The organism is Solirubrum puertoriconensis, from assembly GCF_001483135.1.
GTDB lineage: Bacteria > Bacteroidota > Bacteroidia > Cytophagales > Hymenobacteraceae > Solirubrum > Solirubrum puertoriconensis.
This window is the reverse complement of sequence record NZ_LNAL01000006.1, coordinates 1,059,440-1,077,037: the sequence shown is the minus strand read 5'-3', so window position 1 is coordinate 1,077,037 and position 17,598 is coordinate 1,059,440. Positions and strand designations below refer to the sequence as shown.

Sequence of the window (17,598 nt, the reverse complement as noted above, 5' to 3'; positions counted from 1 at the left end):
TCTAACAACTTTCGCGCCGTGGCCGGCCAGGGTTGCAGCGCGGCTTCCTATTTATGACAAAAATACGCCCTACCGGTCGGCTTCACCAACGTTGGCCCGATGTACTCGTTCTGCTGCGCCGCGCGGGCCGCGAGTTGTCGGCCCACGATCCGCTGCGGCTAGCGGCAGCAACGGCTTTTTTCACCACGTTTGCGCTGCCGCCCATTCTGATATTATTTATTAGCGTACTCGGAGCTTTGTATCCGGCCTCGCAGATACGCACGCTGTTGCTGGCCAAAATTGCCGACTTGGTGGGCACCACCGGCGCCGAGTTGCTCGCGCAAATCGTGACGAACGTAGTCAACATCGAGCGCAACCTGATTGTCACGGCTCTGGGTTTCGTGTTTCTGATGTTCGTGGCAACCACGTTGTTTGTGGTCATCCAGAACTCGCTCAACGATTTGTGGCAGGTGCGACCGCGCCCGCAAAAAGGCCGGTTCGGGCGAGTTTTGCGCGAGCGAAGCCGTTCGGGCGGCGCCTTGGCCGCAACTGCCCTGCTGTCGGTAGTGGCCGTAATGGCCGATTCGGGCCTGCACTTGTTTGGCGAAATGGTAGCCGGCCTCGGGCAAAACCTGCTGCTGATACTGGTGCAAGGCCTAAACAGCCTCGTTTCGTTGCTGATACTTGCGGCGTGGTTTGGCTTGGTGTTTCGCAACCTCAGCCATGCACATGTACCCTGGCCTGCCCTATGGCGAGGCGCTTTGCTCACGGGCGTGCTGTTCGAAATCGGCGAGCAGGTGCTGCACTTGTTGCTTCGCCCGCGCAACCTAGGGCCCATCTACGGGCCGGCCTCGTCGGTGGTGCTGTTGCTGCTGTTCGTGTTTTACTCGGCCATGATTTTTTACTTCGGCGCCAGCTTTACCAAGGTGTACGCCCAGTATACCGGCCACCCACTGCGACCCAAGCCCTCGGGCGTGAGTTACCGCTTGGTGAATGTGCCTGACCCCGAACCAGCGCCTGCTCCACTGCCAAGCCCTGCTACCGAGTAAACCTGCGCAAGGCACTAAGTGCAGCTCAACCTGCCCGCCGCAGTAACGTTTTGTACCTTCGTGGCCCGCTTTTGAATTTTAGCCGATGTCCGACGCTCCGAATACGCCTGCCCCCGCCGCTCCCGACTTTGCTACCCTAGGTTTGGCCGAGCCGTTGCGGCAAGCCTTGCAAGAGCTTGGCTACACCCAACCCACTGCCATTCAGCAGCTAGTGATACCGCTGGTGCTCGAAGGGCAAGACATTGCCGGCCAGGCGCCTACCGGCTCGGGCAAAACGGCTGCCTACGGCCTACCCTTGCTACAAAAGCTCGATTTGCAACTCGATGCGGTGCAAGTCATCGTGCTGGTGCCCGCGCGCGAGCTGGCCCTGCAAGGCCGCGACGAGCTCAAGCGCCTGGGCAAATACCTGCCGGGCTTACGCGTGGCGGCGTTCTACGGCGGCCACGGCTTTCAGGAAGAAACCAAAAGCCTGCGCCAGGCGCCGCACGTACTGGTAGCCACGCCCGGCCGCCTGTTCGACCACCTCGACCGCCGCACTTTCATTCCCAACAAGCTGCAGCTGCTCGTTATCGACGAAACCGACAAGCTGCTCGATTTGAAATTTCAGGAGGCGTTGGCCAACATCGTGCAGCGCCTGCCGCGCCGGCGCCAAACGCTGTTGTTCTCGGCTACCATGCCCGATAAAGTGCTGGAGCTGGTACGCCGCAACCTCACCCGCCCGCGCCACGTGCAGGCTGGCTCCGAAGGCGAGTCGCTGCCCGAGTCGCTTACCTTGCTGGGGCAATTTGGGCCAGCCGAGAAAAAACCGGCCGCGCTGTTTCATTTGCTGCAAAAGCCCGAAACCGGCCGTGCGCTCATTTTCTGCAACACGCGCCAGCGCTGCGAAGAGCTGGCGCGCTTTCTGAGCAGCCGCGGCGTGGCCGCCGAAGCGCTACACGGCAAAATGCCGCAGCCCGAGCGCGACAAAGCCCTGCTAAAGTTGCGCAACGGCTCGGCCCTGGCCTTGGTAGCCACCGATGTAGCGGCCCGCGGCATCGATGTGCAAGACCTCGACACGGTTGTTCAGTTTGAAGTACCCGACAAAGCCGACACTTTCCAGCACCGGGCCGGCCGTACCGCCCGTGCAGGTGCAACGGGTACCGCCCACGTGTTGGCCACCCCGGCCGAGCAGCAACAGGTGCTGCGCTGGCAGATGCCGAAAGCCGTGAGCTGGCAGCCGCTGCATGCGCCCTCGCTGCCGCCCGCCGAGAAGACCATTCGCCCTACTACCGTTACGCTGCACGTATCGGCTGGCCGCAAGGAAAAGGTATCAGCCCACGACTTGGTTGGCGCCTTGGTAAACGTAGCCGGGCTGCAGCGCGAAGATGTAGGCCGCATCGAGGTGTTCGACCATTATAGCTACATCACTGTGCCGCGCGAGGCCGGCAAAGCCGTGCAGCAAAGCATGAGCGGCGCCCGCATCAAGGGGCAAAAAGTGCGTGTTACGGAGGTGCGCTAGTAGTAGGGCTCTACTGTACCTGAACAGAAGCGCTGCGGATGGTTGCTGTGGAATTAAGAACCCCAACCACTCGCAGCGCTTCTCTTTTGCCTTCAGCTTAAGGCTCTTTCCAATCTTCACCATTAGCACTGCTTTGCTCAAACACCTGCTCTTCATCTGCAGCCAAAACCGTTGGCGCAGCCTCACGGCCGAGCATCTGTTTCAGAATTCTCCGCAAGTAGAGGCTCGCTCGGCGGGTACCGAGGCAGGTGCCCGTGTGCGCGTTACGGCCGGGCACCTAGGGTGGGCCGATGTGGTAGTGGTGATGGAAAAACGCCACGCCGACCGTTTGCGCCAGAAGTTTGCCGATGCGCTGGTGGGCAAGCCCGTGGTTTGCCTCCGCATACCCGATAAGTATCAGTATCAAGATGCCAAGCTGGTGGCGTTGCTGCAGGAGCGCATACAGGCGCATTTTCCGGATTTAGACTTACCCGCAACTACCCCCAATAGCTAGGTATACCTGGGCGCAACCAAAGTGCGGCGCTGCCGTTTGTGCGCCCGATGAATTACTTGATTGGCCTAGCCGTATTGGCCGGCATTTTCTTCCTGATTTACCGCTACCTCACAAGCGGCACGCGCGAGCGGGCCCGCGCGTTGGCGCAGCCTTTCCCTGAAGCTTGGCGCGACATCCTAGCTGAGCGAGTAGCCTTTTACATCGCCCTGACGGATACCGAAAAGGTGCGCTTCGAAAAGCAGGTGCAGCTGTTTCTGGCGCAAACGCGCATTACGGGCATCAAAACCCGCATCGATGATGCTACCCGGTTGTTGGTTGCTGCCTCAGCCATCATTCCAATTTTCGGTTTTCGGGGCGGTTGGGAGTACGACAACCTAGGCGAGGTGCTGGTGTTTCCGGATGCCTGGCAGCTGCCGTCCGATAAGGACAAGGAAGTAGCTCCGCTTGAAGGCACGCTCCTGGGTTCGGTGCAAAACTTCCAAACCGACCATTACATGCGCCTGTCGAAAGCCGCGCTGGAGCAGGGTTTCCGCGACGCCAAGGACAAGCAAAACGTGGGCATTCATGAGTTTGCGCACCTGCTCGACGAGGCTGATGGGCAAATCGACGGGGTGCCCTTGCTGATGCTGCCGCGCGAGCTGGTGCCGCAGTGGAAACAGCTGATGCAAGCCGAAATGGAGCAGATCCATGCTGGCAAATCGAGCATCGGCGACTACGCCGGCACTTCGCCGGCCGAGTTCTTTGCCGTAGTGCTGGAGTACTTTTTCGAGAAGCCTGAGCAGCTGGAAAGTCACCACCCCGAACTATACCAGCTACTTACCCGCACCTTTCGCCAAGACCCGGGCCTGCGCTTTTCGCGCTTCGACCCGCGCCGCCTACTGCGCAAGCAGCCCAAGCGCCTAGGTCGTAACGACCCTTGCCCCTGCGGCTCGGGCAAGAAGTTTAAGCAGTGCTGCCAGCTGGAGGAGGTTGCCGAAGCGCAGTAGCGCGACCACATCGTCAGGGCACGTTCGCTGCCGGATGATTATTTTGGGCGCACTCCGCAGTCAGTAGTACACTGGCTGGCACTCCCACGCACTTGTACCTATGAAAAAGCACCTTCTTCCGCTGTTTGCGGCCACGCTGCTGGCGGGCTGCGCGCAAAAAGCGTCGGCCCCGGCTACTACTTCGGCTACCGAAGCAGCCCCTGCCACGCCTGCTCCCGCCCCGGTTAACTGGCGCGAACAAGCCGATCAGTTCTTGCAAGCCTACTCGGCTAAGTACCAGCAGCTATACACCCAATCGGCCGAGGCCGAGTGGCGTTCCAACACGCGCATTGTAGCCGGCGACACCACCAACGCCGCGGCCACGGCCCGCGCCAACGAAGCGCTGGCTGCCTTCACCGGCTCGGTCGAAAACATCAACCGCCTGCGTGAGCTGCTCGAGCACAAATCGGAGCTGACGCCCATTCAGGTAAAGCAACTGCAAACCGCCTTGTACAACGCAGCTGGCTCGCCGCAAACCGTATCCGAGGTTGTAAAGCGCCGCATCAAGGCTGAAACGCAGCAAACCGAAAAACTCTACGGCTACGACTACAAGTACAACGGCAAATCGGTAACTACCAACGACCTCGACCGTGTGCTGCGCGACGAGAAAAACCCGCAGCGCCGGCTTGCGGCTTGGGAGGCATCGAAAGCCGTTGGCCCCACCCTGAAGGAAGGCCTGCTGAACCTGCGCACCCTGCGCAACCAAGTAGTAAAAGCCCTAGGTTACCCCGACTACTTCACCTACCAGGCATCCGATTACGGCATGACGCGGGAGGAGATGATGGAGCTGGTGCGCAAAGTAAACCAGGAGCTGCGCCCCCTCTACCGCGAGCTGCACACCTACGCCCGCTACGAGCTGGCCAAAAAATACGGCCAGAAACAGGTGCCCGATTACCTGCCCGCGCACTGGCTGCCCAACCGCTGGGGCCAGGATTGGAGCGCCATGGTTGATGTGAAAGGCCTGAACCTCGACGCGACCCTGCAGAAGAAAGGCGCCGAGTGGCAGGTGCAACAGGCAGAGCGCTTTTACCAAAGCCTGGGTTTTCCGGCCTTGCCCAAGAGCTTCTACGAGAAGAGCAGCCTGTATCCACTGCCCGCCGGTGCCAACTACAAGAAGAACAACCACGCCTCGGCCTGGCACATGGACCTAAACCAGGACGTGCGCAGCCTGATGAGCGTGGAGCCCAACACCGAGTGGTACGAAACCACGCACCACGAACTAGGTCACATTTATTACTACCTCACCTACACCAACCCCGATGTGCCGGTGTTGCTGCGCGGCGGTGCCAACCGCGGCTACCACGAGGCCATGGGCTCCCTGATGGGCCTGGCTGCTACGCAGAAGCCCTTCCTGGCTGGTCTAGGTCTGGTTGATGCCAAAACGCAGACCAACGAAACGCAGACGCTGCTAAAGGAGGCCCTCAACTACGTAGTATTCATTCCGTTTGCTTCGGGCGTGATGAGCGAGTGGGAAAACAGCTTCTATGCCGATAACCTGTCGCAAGACCAATTGAACGCCCGCTGGTGGGAACTGGCCAAGCAATACCAAGGCATTGTGCCGCCCAGCACGCGCGGCGAGAACTTCCTCGACCCCGCTACCAAAACCCACATCAACGACGACCCGGCGCAGTACTACGACTACGCCCTTTCCTACGTCATCCTGTTTCAACTGCACGACCACATTTCGCGCAACATCCTGAAGCAGGACCCGCACGCCACCAACTACTACGGTAACAAGGAGGTAGGCAAGTTCCTGCACGACATCATGTACCCCGGCGCCTCCGCCGATTGGCGCCAGCTCCTGCGCGAGAAAACCGGCGAAGACCTATCCGCCCGCGCCATGGTAGCCTATTTCGAGCCGCTGATGACCTACCTGAAGCAGCAGAACAAAGGCCGGAAATACACGATGTAATTTCCCGACCTATTGGCTGCCCAATCTGCTTCTCGACAGCGGATGGGCAGCCAATAGATAAATCACTTTACCACATCAGCCATTAGGTTGCCAGAGTACAGCTATGGAACTAGTAGAAAAAATTACCAATAATGGAAACTGGTTCATCGCCGAAATAATCGAACGGACGGAACCGAGCAGAGCGGACGACTTTAAAGAAAAAAGCTCTTGTACTGTCTGGGGAAATTACATCCTGATTAAAGCCGGCACTTTGGCCGAAGCATACGATAAAGCTGCAAGCCTTGGTGAGAAATACAACTATACATTCAGAAACGAAGAAGGGGTTGAGTTAACCAACTTCTTCATTGGTAATGGCGACCTTTTACCGGTTTACGAGGACATTGAGGATGGCACCGAAATACTTTGGACGGACTACGGCTCCATTAGCGCTAGAAAGGCAAAAAGTTTAGTAAAAGCTAAAGAATATTGGCTTGCGAAAGAAGGCAGTAGGAAACGTTGCTAGGTAGTAGAAATAGGCAGCAGTCTGCATGTAACGCAACTACTTACGAATACTGACTACCTGCCTCAAGCAGCATAATAAAAGCAGAAATACGCAATGTAGATCTGGAACATTTGAACTTAATGTGAGTAGCGTCGCCCCATCCCCTTAGATCGGGCGGCGCTATTTTGCTTTCGAATAAGTGTATTTCCGCAGTTTAAGGTGAGCCGCTCTGCAGTGCCTTGAAGAATTTCTTATGAAATATGCAAACCCACTTGTAGCGGCGATTATTTTGCTTGAAAATGCCCTATGGTTTGTTAAGCTCACCTTCGTTGTGTTACAATCAGGAGGTGGTCCTATGGGGTATGGACTACTCGCGTTACCTATCTCTGTACCAATTAATTTATTATTGGTAAGCTCATTTCTTGTCTTCAGAAGTAGGTACCGTCACAGCCTGGGCTTATTAATTCTGAATTCGTTAGGAGTTGCGTGGGCTTCGTTTTGGCTCTACACCTTACGCATCATCTGAGCCTAAGTGCCTGAGGGATACAAATCAGGCGGTTCGTTGCCTTTTACAGGCGTTTCGATTGGGTGCAGTGCAGTGGTTTTGTCCAGGTAGATAAAGGCATCGTAGCGCTGCGGAATTACCGACGGCACGTAGTTGCCGAACCGCTCCAAGCGAGGGTTGTACACCACCCCGATGGCTCGGTGACCTAGGCGCTTTTTGAAAAAGCTGATATCGCGCAGGTCTTTCGAAAGCAGCAGCTTATCCGTAGGGCCGGCGGCGTGCAGTAGCTGTTCCCAGCTGCCCTCTTTGGCTTCGGGTACCAGCAAGTGCTTTATGGGTGAGCCCCAGGCATCGGCGGCAATTACGGAGCCCTGGTACGAGCCAAACCCCACGATGAACACGTTTTCGCGGCCGAGCTGTTGGCGGGCCAGTTGGCCCACGTTTACCTCGGCGCTGCTGGCCATGTCTGTGTAGCGTGCATCGCCTACGTGCGTGTTGTGCTCCCACACAATGGCTTTGCTACTGGGGCCGTGTAGCTCGAGCAAGCGGCGCAGGGTTTCCATCATGTGTCGGTCTCGAATGTTCCACGACTCAGAGCTGCTGCGCGTCATGGCTTGGTAGTACCGCTCGCCGTTGTAAGCAACCAAGGCGTGTTGCTGGGCCACAAACAGGTTTTCATCTTTCGGCACGGCCCCGCCGGTTAGCCGCTCCATGCCTCTCCAGAGGCGGTTGATTTCGGAGTAGCAAGTTTTGTCGGCGCGGGCTACGGCCATAGCGTACTCCTGCGCATCGCGGCTGAAGGGCTGAAAGCATTTATGGGCTGTACGGGCTGCCAGCAACAGCTCGGGATTAGTGCGTTGCAAGTGCGGTTGCATGTCGGCCAGTGCTTCCCACAAGCAATACACATCGAGGCCGTAAAAGCCGGTGCGGTTGGGGGCGGGGCGTTGTTGGTTTTGCTGGTTAAGCCAGGTTACCAGCGAGGCCACTTCGTAGTTGCCCCACATCCAGGTGGGCCACCGGTTGAAGTGCCGCAGCACCTGCACCGCCGCCATGCTGTCGCGCCTAGGTCCTTTCACGAAGTTGTTGACGCGGTAGGAATCGGCCCACTCCCCTTCCACGGCAATAAAGTCGAAGCCTTTCTCCTGAATCAGGCGCTTGCTCAAGGCCGCGCGCCAGGTGTAATACTCGTGGGTGCCGTGCGAAGCCTCCCCCAACAGCACCACGCGCGCATCGTCAATTTCTTGCAGCAGCCGGTCGAGGTCTTTTTCGTGGCGGAGCGGGTAGTGCGGTATCTGCACCCGCACTGGCTTTTGCGGTGTTTGGCTGGTTAGGCGAACTGGCAAGCCCGAGCCCAAAGCTTGGCTGGCGCGGTGCTCCAATACAGTTGATTCGCGGGTATTACAAGCCAGTGCGTGTACCCCAAAAAGCAACACCGTCAACCATTTAGCCACGTAGTTTATTGTCAGCATCAGCTCGGAGCGTAAGCAAATGCCCTAGGGTGGGCACCTGCTAGTTGGTACTCGGCCGCTCTACCTACTGTTGCGCTGCGCCACACGTAATTAAGGCCCGATAAACCCGTAATAAATCAAGCGTTAACCTCAGCTTAGGGCTAAGTAGTTCTGGCAAAGTAGGTGTACCGAGGCACCGGTTACCTACAATACAAAAGCCGACCTAGGGCCGGCTTTTGTACACTCTTATCAGTCCCTAGGTGGTGTACCCGCCTAGTAGTTGGCTTCGGCCGCGGGCAGGTCGATGAGGATGAACTGCGCGTCGCGCTCGGCCCGGATATGAATGACGTGCTCGTCGGTAGAGCGCACCTGGTCGCCGGGGCCCATTTCGGTGCCGTTCACGAAGATGCTGCCCTCCTTCAGGTAAATAAACGTGTTGCGGATAGGGAAAGTCTTGAACTCAATTTCCTTCTCGGCGCGCAGGTTGCTCCAGTAAATAGTGCTGTTCGAGTTGATATACACCACGTCTTCCAGCACTTTTTGGCCCGAAACCAATGGAATCAGCTCGTTTTTGCTGTCCAAGAAGTCAATATCCTTTTGCTCGTAGCTCGGCGACAGGCCCTTCATGTTTGGGATAAACCACAGCTGGTAGAAGTGCAACGGCTTATCGGTACGGTTGTACTCGGAGTGCGCCAAGCCAGTGCCGGCCGTCATGCGCTGCACCTCGCCGGCTTTAATGGTGGTTTTGTTGCCCATCGTATCCTCGTGCATGATTTCGCCGTCGAGCACGATGCTCACAATCTCCATTTCGTGGTGTGGGTGCTGCGGAAAGCCCGCGTTCGGGGCTACCGTATCGTCGTTGAACACGCGCAGCGGCCCAAAGTGCATGTTCTTGGCGTCGTAGTACTCGGCAAAGCTGAACAAGTGGAAGCTGCTGAGCCAGGCAACGGGCTGGGCGTGGTAGCGTTCGGTAGCCGGAATGTAAGTGAGCATGGTCGTGGTCGGGCTTGGGTTCCTGTGCGGTAAGGATACAATATAAGCTGCCCCGCATACGCGGCTCGGCGGCGTTAAGTTAGAGCCCGCTTAGCAGGCGGCGCGTGGTATTTCACCAATTTTCTGCTTTGCGGCCTGTGTCACTAGGTATTTGTACCTCGACCAGTGGTGTTTGCATGTGCTTGCCAACCCTTGGCTTACAGCGTGCATAACCGACCTAGGCCCAAAACAAAAGCGCCACAACCCGCTAAGGTTGTGGCGCTGTACGGTGTCGGCTAAGGCCTCACTTACGCTTTCTTCATGGTGGTTACCTGCTTCTGCAAGTCGAGCACGATGCTGGCCAAACGGTTAAGCGAAAGGTCGGCAATCGGGAAGGTGCTGCTGATGTAGCTTTTGGCTTCCCAGATTTCGAGCACGTCCTCCACGTCAATCTCGTAGGGCGAGTACACGGGGTTGTCAGAATGAAGCGTGAGCGAAGCGGCTTCTTTCAGGCGGTTGTAAACGCGCTTGAATACGATGCCCTCTTTCTTGCTCACTACGATGCAAGGCGTACCGTCTTTCACCTCGTTCCAGTCGGCCACGTAGCGGCCCACAATCACGGTACCTGAGGCAATGGGCAACATCGAGTCGCCCGAAATTTCGAACGCGCGGAACGTGCCGTTCTGGCCCAGCATGGGCAAGCGGAACTTAGGCAACTCCTCGATAAACTCCTGATCGGCGTAGCCATTCAGGTAACCGGCCGAGGCCTTCAGCGGAACCAGCTCAATATTTTCGTTCTGGTTCTGGTCAACGGTAAAGGCCAGCACGCGCAGGTTGTCGCCTTTGGCTTTTTCGGCCACACTCGTTACATCGGCGCCATCGGTACCGGTAGCACCTAGGGCAGGCACGTTTTGCAGCTGGCGCATTACGGCAGCAGCTTGGCGTTTCTTCGAGAAATCGGTGGTTACCAGCGCATCAAGCGAAATACCAAACAGACGAGCCATCTTCACCAAAGTGGTGAGCTTGGGCTCGGCGCGGCCTTCTTCGTAAGCTCCGATGAGGGAGCGTTTGATGCTCAGTTTATCAGCAAGCTGCGCTTGGGTGAGGCCCAATTCGCGGCGCCAGAATTTGAGGTTCGTATTGATCATGGGGCGGGGTGGCCGGCTAACGGAATTCGCCCTCAGTGGCTTACCGGCTCGTGAAGGTAGCAACAGCCAATGTTATTTACTAATTCAATTAGCAGAAAGTTTTTCTAAAAATTCAGGAATAATCATCGGTAGTCGCGCCACGCGAGCAAGGCTGTTGATCTGACGCTCATGACATTGGCAATCAAGCTACTTCCGAATTAGCTAATGCGTATCGAGTTACCAATAAGGCCTACGTAGTCGCTGTTAATCAGTAACCGAACACAATTTGGGTATAGGCATCAGGCACTAAAGGCGAGCCACTTTGGCATCAACCCACCACTCGTCGTTTTCCCAGTAGCTGTCCCAGCCGAGCTTGGCGTATCTAGGGTTGATCTGTACCTCGCGCATACCCACGCTAAACTCTTCCAGAATTTCATTGCCGATAGCCGTAAAATCCTGCCCCCACAAAATGGGTTTGCGGCTGCCGGTTTTGTTGCTGATCCACTCGCCCTCGAACAGCGTCCCTGCCGCCCGCGCCGCCAGTTGCTCGCCCGAATCCACGAGCAGCAAGCTTTCGTCGGTATCGAGCTGAAAATCGAGTCCGAAGTGGCCGCGGTACACGCCGGCGCCTTTGGTGGTTGGGTCTTCGCGCAGCTCAAAGCGCCCCACCACCGAGTAGGCGGGGTTGCCCTCGCGAATGAGGATTTCGGGGTCGGCCTTAAGGTTATGAATTTCGCTGACGGTAAGCGTGCCCTCAAACGGCGTGATAATTTTCTTGTAGCGGCTTTTGCCGCGCACGTACATTACTTCGGGCCGTTGCTCGTCGCGGTGCATTTCCAGAAACACCATCTCAATGCGGTAGCGCTCGGCACCGAAGAAGCCGTTGTTTGGGTACGCCACGGGGCCCTCGGCAGTGGCCACGCACCACACTTTGGTTAAGTCGTGTTCCCGCAGAAAGTCTTTCATCTCGGGCGTTAGCTGGCTTGCAGGCAGTTCGGCCGCTTTCGCGGGGGCTGCTTTTTTGTTGCTGGTTGCTACAGCCACCGGAGCTTGCGCGGGCTGCGTACGCTTGGCAGCTGCAACGGGGCGGCTGGCTTCGGGCTGGCGCTGGCATGCACCCAGGCATAAAGCGGCCACGGCAAGGAGGTACACAGATTTTTTCATGCGGGTACAGCAGGCTGAGCTTTGAGAGAAGGTTTGGGAGCAGCAAAATCGCGCAACAGGCGTTTGGCCAAGCCGACTTGCAACAGCACTTCGGCCAACAGCAAATTACCCGTCCAGGAGAGCCACGTTACGGTGAGGTAAGTTTCCATAGGCTTGGTGCCCAAGAAATAGTACATAAAATAGCTTTCGAGGCGCAGGCTCATAGCCGCTAAAGTGATGGCAAAGCCGCGCACCATCCACTCGGTATGGGCTTGCCATTGCCTGCCGCGCGCCAATTGGTAGGCCTGCCAAGTGGCCAGCCACCACACCAGGCACTGCATGGTAAAGCCTACTTTGGCTACCAGCCCACCGTTGGCATACAAGGCCAAAACGAGTCCCGAGGGTGCTGCCAAGGCCAGAATAGTGGCTACGTACACCTTGCCTAACTGCCGATGCAACACCCGCCGGTGCCGCATCAGCTGCGGAAAGAACTGCGGCAGCCCTACCAGCAAAGCCACCAAACTGCTGGTGATGTGCACGTAAAACCCCACCCTAAACAGCAGGTTGCTGTTGGTTGCGGCCGTTTTGGTGGTAAGAAATTCGATACCTGGCTCAAAGCTTAAGTACGGCACAATAAGCACCAACATGCGCCCCGCAAACAGCAACACCGCAAGGCCAATGAGCACCTGCAGGGTACGGAGAACGGGCGAAAACCTAGGCATGAAGAACAGCAATTGCTTGACTCTACAAAGTAGCAATTTGCTAAGCTCAAATATGCACTGAGAGAAGATATTTAAGGCAGGCTATTTTGGCTAAACAATGTGTGTGATAAAAAGCTGCACCACCTGCTACCCAGCTTGCTTTAAGCCTAGGCAACAGGTGGTGCAGCTGACAACCTGCAGACCTTAGTTATTGCTAAGGTGCACACCTGCGGAAGGTGGCGAACTAAGCCTCAACGGGTTGGGCAGGCAGTTCGCCGCGCATGCGCTTGTCGTAAATCAGGGCAATGCGCAGCTGGAAGTAGTCGTACCGTTCGCGTAGGTGGTCGAACAAGTCGCGCAGGCGCAGTTCGGGGCCGAGCTCCTGCGCCGCCATCTTAATCTGGGCGAAGTCATCCATGGTCAGGAATTCTTCGGTACGCAACTGGTAGCCTTTCTCGTACAGGGTTTCGAGGTGCGACTTTACGGTACTGGGCGACAAGCCGCGCTGCTCGGCAACCTGCTCAACCGAAAGGCCTTGGCGGTGCAGCTTCCACGAATCGAGGAAAGTGCTGCCCGCAGCGGGTCGCTTTTTCGGCGAAGCAGGCACTTCGTCTTCGCCTAGGTCGGGCACGTCGTCGGGCGATGGGGCACCGGCTTGTTCGTTGATCAGCTGAATAAACTGCTCGCCGTATGTTTCGAACTTCTTCATGCCCACACCCGAAATAGCCAGCATGGCCGTGCGCGTGCGCGGCCGTTCAATAGCCATTTCCTGCAGCGTAGTATCCGAAAACACCACGTAAGGCGGCACACCTTGCTGATCGGCAATGCGCTTTCGCAGCTGGCGCAGGCGGTCGAACAGGTCGTCGGTAACCGACACGAGTCGCGGCCCAGCTGCGGCTTTGGCGGCACGGCCCTTCGGTGCCTTTTCGGCCTTGGCCGGTACCTGGAACTGCTTCAGCTGCTGCTTCCGCTCCCCTTTCAACACTTGCCACCCTAGGTCAGTAAGCTTCAAGGCGTAGCCTTGCTCGTAGGCAATGTACAGCAGGCCGTCGTTGAGGAGCTGGTGCAGGTAGCTTTGCCAGTCCAGAAACGAGAGGTTGGCGCCCGCACCAAAGGTTTTAATCTGGTCGTAGCCGCGGCTGATAACGGCTTGGTTACGCCGCCCCAGGAGCACGTCGGCAATGAGCGTGAGCGGTGCCTGCTCGCGCGTGCGTGCCACGGCAGATAACGCTTTCTGAGCCAACTCAGTACCATCGAAGGTTACGGGCGGATTGCGGCAGATGTCGCAGTTGCCGCAATCTTTATCGAGCACCTCGCCGAAGTACGCCAGCAAAATGCGCCGGCGGCACGAGGCAGCCTCCGCAAACTGCTGCATGCGCTCGAGCTTGGTGGTGTTCAGCTGCGCCAAACGCGGGTCGGCATCCTTGGTAATCATGTCGCGCAGCTGGGCCACATCGGCGTAGCTGTAGAACAACACGGCTTCGGCGGCGGCTCCGTCGCGGCCGCCGCGGCCAATTTCCTGGTAGTACCCTTCGATGTTCTTGGGCAGGTTGTAGTGAATAACCCAGCGCACGTTGCTCTTATCGATGCCCATGCCGAAGGCCACCGTGGCACAGATTACCTGCAGATCGTCGCGCAAGAACTGCTCCTGCACCTCGGAGCGGGCGCGGTCCGTCATGCCGGCGTGGTAAAAGCCTGCCCTGAAGCCTTTCTCTTTGAGCTTACCGGCCAGGGTTTCGCACTGCTTGCGCGAAAGGCAATACACAATGCCCGGCTCGGTGGGGCGCTGTTTAACGTAGCTGATGATGTTGTTGACGCGGTCTTGCCCCGGTCGTACGTTGAGCGAGAGGTTGGGCCGATCGAACGACGACAGGAACACCTGCGGGTCGTTGAGGCGCAGCTGTTGCTGAATGTCGCGCTGCGTAAGGCGGTCGGCCGTGGCGGTGAGGGCAATGATCGGCACCTCCGCAAACTGCTCGCGCAACACCCGCAGCTGCGTGTATTCGGGCCGGAAATCGTGGCCCCACGACGAGATGCAGTGCGCTTCGTCGATGGCAAACATGCTTACCCGAATCCGCTTCAAAAAGCTCAGAAAGCCCTCCGACAGCAGCTTTTCGGGCGATACGTACAACAGCTTGAGGGCGCTGGCCTGGCAAGCGCGGCCAATGCTGTTTTGCTCGGCCTGCCCAATGCTGCTGTTGATGCACGCAGCCGGAATGCCGTTTGCTTTTAGGGCTTCAACCTGGTCTTTCATCAGCGCAATCAGCGGTGATACGACCACGCATACGCCCTCGAGCACCATAGCCGGCACCTGAAAGCAAACCGATTTGCCACCGCCCGTCGGCATCAGCACCACCGTATCGCGCCCACCCAAGATGCTCTGGATGATGTCCTGCTGCATGGGCCGGAACGTGTCGTAGCCATAGTACTGCTTGAGTACGCGGCGGGCCGATTCGAGCGAAGGTGCGAGGGGTTCGGTAGCAAATAACATTCGGTAAAAATACGGCTGTTTGGCGGGAGTTCTAGGCTAATGAAACTACCAAAATGCTAAAATGGTGCGGCATCCGGTGGCAATCAATACTCAGTACCTAGGCAGCTCGCGCGAGCCCAACCAAGTGTCACTTTGCCTCTTCTGCTCTATCTTATCGGAGCTATGCAGAAACCCTTCTTCTTCGACCCTAATAAGAGTAGGCTGTTCTACCTCGTCATTTTTGCGGCGCTTGCCTTGGCGGGTGTTTTGTACGCGCATAGCCTCGGTGTGCAGTACTCCATCATTGGCAGCGTAGCTTCGTTCTTGGGTTTGTTTGTGGCTTTTCAGAGCTGGCTGGCGGCCGATGCGGCCTCACGCAAAACCGACGAAACCTTGGTGCAAATGCATCAAATGGCCGACGAAACGCGCCGCCTAGTGGCCACTAGCAACCAAGTAGAAGAGCAAATACGCACGGCCGTAACCACCATTTCTGACTCGACGCGCGAGTTGTACAAGGGCTTCGCCAATATTCAAAAGGAAATCCGCGACTTCTTGGCCGAGGCCGCCGGAGCCGAGTTCCTGGGTGTAATGGTGCCTACCGCTTCCATTGGCACCTTTTACGCCAAGTACCACGTGCCTCCGCTCAACCAAGGCGAGATGCGTGGCATCACCGGGCAAATTCACGAGCAATTACTGCTTCGCTCGCACGATACGCGCGAGTTCTATCTGGCTACGTTGGCTGTCGATGAGACGCAAACACACTACCCGCCTCCTTCCTCCAACATGCTTTACTATCACTACATTTTGGGGCTGTGGATGCAGTTCAGAAGCAACGAACCGCTTACTGAAGCCATTTGGCTGGAGCATGTAAACCTGCACCTCACCACCCTGCGGCAGATTAGGGAATCGTTTGAGTTGTTCGCGGAACACGAGGAACAGAAGCAGGCCAAGGTGCCGCCTTGCCTTACCCTGCTTTCTTTGCCGCTGCAGCTGTTTTTGTGCGTCGATAGCAAAGCCGCCAACCCATACCGTGCAATGGTCACGTTCCTAGGTCAGTACAACCTCGAGAGCGTTACGGAGCCCAGGGCCATGCGCAGCACGGACCCCGAGTTGGTTCGCACGCTCATCAGCATGTTCGAATCAATAACCGACCTGACGGAGTACCCCGGCTACAAGCAGCTACGCCAAAAGTATCCGCTGTAACCCAGCTCGAGGGGCGCGGCGCCGCGTGCTCCTTTTCCTATCTTTAAAGCCTCCTTTTCCCGTCAGCTCCCAATCATCCATGGCGACACCCGTTTCGCAGGCTACTTCAACTACCACTACTGGCCCAGCCACCGCGCGTAGCTACGCGCTGCCCATGGCGGCCATGACTTCGCTGTTCTTCCTGTTTGGGGCCGTCACGAACTTCAACGACGTGCTGATGCCCTACCTCAAGGACGTATGCCAGCTAACTGATTTACAGTCGTCGCTGGTACAGTTCGCGTTTTTTGGGGCTTATTTTCTTATGTCGTTGCCAGCGGGCCGAGTGCTTGAGCGCCTGGGCTACAAACGTGGCATTGTAGTTGGCTTGCTGGTGATGGCCGCTGGTGCGCTCCTGTTTGTGCCAGCTGCCAATACGCGCACTTTTGGCGTGTTTTTGCTTGGCCTGAGCGTACTGGGCGCCGGCGTAACGCTGCTGCAAGTAGCGGCTAACCCCTACGTTTCGGTACTGGGCCCGGCTAGTCGCGCCGCCAGCCGCGTAAGCATCGTAGGCGTGGCCAACAACTTTGGGGGTACACTTTCGCCGCTGTTGGGTGGCATGCTGCTGTTTGGTGGCTCGGTAGCACTGAAAGCCCGCTTGGCCTCGCTGCCCGAGGCGCAACGCCTAGCGGAAGAAGCTACACTGGTAAAGGCTCCGTACGTGGGCCTGGCTATCTTTCTAGCGGTACTAGCCGGCGTGTTCTTCATGCTTAAGCTGCCCGAGATCGAAGGCATGCAAGCTGATGAAGAAAGCGGCACGAATGATTTGGCAGCGGCAAGTGGCCGGCGTTCGGCCCTTGATTTCCGGCACCTCGTCCTAGGTGTCGTTGCTATTTTCTTGTACGTAGGCGTTGAGGTGGGTCTTGGCTCCTTCCTCATCCGTTACGGCGAGGCGCAAGGCATTACGCAGCTAAGTGCCTTTACCCAAAGCTTGGTACGCGGCCTCAATGTGGCCACCAACTTCATTGCCGTACTACTGGGGCAGCCGCCTGCACCCATCGACACCACAGCCGGTTTCACCAAAGCTGTAGGGGCCGTAATGGTGGCATCGTACTGGTTTGGCTCGTTGGTTGGCCGGGTAGTTGGCATTCCGCTGCTCACCCGCATCAACGACCGGAAGGCTTTGGTTGCTGTGTGCGCCGCTGCGGTAGCCTTCGTGCTGGCCTCCATTGCCACCCAGGGCGAAACGGCCCTGTGGCTGATCGTGCTGTGCGGGTTGATGAACTCAATTATGTGGCCGGTTATTTTCCCTCTGGCCATCAAAGGCCTAGGTCCGTTCACTAAGCAGGGCTCGTCGTACCTGATTATGGCCATTGTAGGCGGTGCTATCGTGCCTCTGTTGATGGGCCTGCTTGCTACCTACGGCGGCGGCTTGCGCGTGGCTTTCCTGCTGCCGGCGTTGTGCTACGCATACCTGCTGTACTACTCGCTCAGCGGCTACCGCGTACGCTAAGCACCTAGCAGCACGTTCTTGGGGCAGCGCCCGCACCAATTTGGTTGCGGGCGCTGCTGTTTTCGCCAGTTGCCAAGCGGTGTACACTACCTTTGCGCCGCAT

Annotated in this window: 14 protein-coding genes; 8 read left to right on the top strand and 6 right to left on the bottom strand. The window is 57.4% G+C overall.

Going from position 1 to position 17,598, the window contains the following annotated elements; genetic code table 11:
- Positions 1-53: 53 nt before the first annotated feature.
- The 6 genes from ASU33_RS09410 (at position 54) to ASU33_RS09385 (ending at position 6,458) form a co-directional block, all read left to right on the top strand.
- A complete protein-coding gene (locus ASU33_RS09410) occupies positions 54-1,028 on the top strand; it encodes a YihY/virulence factor BrkB family protein (RefSeq protein ID WP_059070513.1) in 975 nt (324 codons plus the stop codon).
- 85 nt (positions 1,029-1,113) lie between these two features.
- Positions 1,114-2,526, top strand: coding sequence for a DEAD/DEAH box helicase (locus ASU33_RS09405; RefSeq protein ID WP_059070511.1), 1,413 nt, complete (start codon positions 1,114-1,116; stop codon positions 2,524-2,526).
- A gap of 133 nt (positions 2,527-2,659) precedes the next feature.
- The gene (locus tag ASU33_RS09400; protein ID WP_149867129.1) at positions 2,660-3,019 is read left to right on the top strand and encodes a low molecular weight protein tyrosine phosphatase family protein; all 360 of its coding nucleotides are present in this window, start codon (positions 2,660-2,662) and stop codon (positions 3,017-3,019) included.
- Between the two features lie 47 nt (positions 3,020-3,066).
- Complete coding sequence (locus ASU33_RS09395; RefSeq protein ID WP_059070509.1) at positions 3,067-4,005, top strand: zinc-dependent peptidase; 939 nt, start codon at positions 3,067-3,069, stop codon at positions 4,003-4,005.
- A 100-nt stretch (positions 4,006-4,105) separates the two neighbouring features.
- Positions 4,106-5,956 carry a M2 family metallopeptidase gene (locus ASU33_RS09390; protein WP_059070506.1) on the top strand — a complete coding sequence of 617 codons (1,851 nt, stop codon included), beginning with the start codon at positions 4,106-4,108 and terminating at the stop codon, positions 5,954-5,956.
- Positions 5,957-6,059: 103 nt separating this feature from the next.
- Complete coding sequence (locus ASU33_RS09385; protein WP_059070504.1) at positions 6,060-6,458, top strand: DUF4288 domain-containing protein; 399 nt, start codon at positions 6,060-6,062, stop codon at positions 6,456-6,458.
- Between the two features lie 507 nt (positions 6,459-6,965).
- On the opposite strand, the gene ASU33_RS09380 is transcribed toward ASU33_RS09385, so the two are convergent.
- The 6 genes from ASU33_RS09380 to recQ form a co-directional block, all read right to left on the bottom strand.
- Positions 6,966-8,411 carry an erythromycin esterase family protein gene (locus ASU33_RS09380; RefSeq protein ID WP_078063000.1) on the bottom strand — a complete coding sequence of 482 codons (1,446 nt, stop codon included), beginning with the start codon at positions 8,409-8,411 and terminating at the stop codon, positions 6,966-6,968.
- A gap of 252 nt (positions 8,412-8,663) precedes the next feature.
- A complete protein-coding gene (locus tag ASU33_RS09375) occupies positions 8,664-9,383 on the bottom strand; it encodes a pirin family protein (RefSeq protein WP_059070502.1) in 720 nt (239 codons plus the stop codon).
- Between the two features lie 287 nt (positions 9,384-9,670).
- Entirely contained in the window at positions 9,671-10,510 is an 840-nt protein-coding gene (locus tag ASU33_RS09370; protein WP_059070500.1) for a helix-turn-helix domain-containing protein, read from the bottom strand.
- 285 nt (positions 10,511-10,795) lie between these two features.
- A complete protein-coding gene (locus ASU33_RS09365; RefSeq protein ID WP_059070498.1) occupies positions 10,796-11,653 on the bottom strand; it encodes a hypothetical protein in 858 nt (285 codons plus the stop codon).
- Positions 11,650-12,354, bottom strand: a complete 705-nt coding sequence (locus ASU33_RS09360) for a DUF2306 domain-containing protein (RefSeq protein ID WP_059070778.1) — start codon at positions 12,352-12,354, stop codon at positions 11,650-11,652. Before ASU33_RS09360 ends, ASU33_RS09365 begins: the two co-directional genes overlap by 4 nt.
- A 223-nt stretch (positions 12,355-12,577) precedes the next feature.
- Positions 12,578-14,824, bottom strand: coding sequence for a DNA helicase RecQ (gene recQ / locus ASU33_RS09355; RefSeq protein WP_059070496.1), 2,247 nt, complete (start codon positions 14,822-14,824; stop codon positions 12,578-12,580).
- A gap of 162 nt (positions 14,825-14,986) precedes the next feature.
- Between recQ and ASU33_RS09350 the strand changes: the two genes are divergently transcribed.
- Positions 14,987-16,006, top strand: a complete 1,020-nt coding sequence (locus ASU33_RS09350; protein ID WP_059070495.1) for a hypothetical protein — start codon at positions 14,987-14,989, stop codon at positions 16,004-16,006.
- 79 nt (positions 16,007-16,085) lie between these two features.
- Complete coding sequence (locus ASU33_RS09345) at positions 16,086-17,495, top strand: sugar MFS transporter (RefSeq protein ID WP_078062999.1); 1,410 nt, start codon at positions 16,086-16,088, stop codon at positions 17,493-17,495.
- Positions 17,496-17,598: the final 103 nt, after the last annotated feature.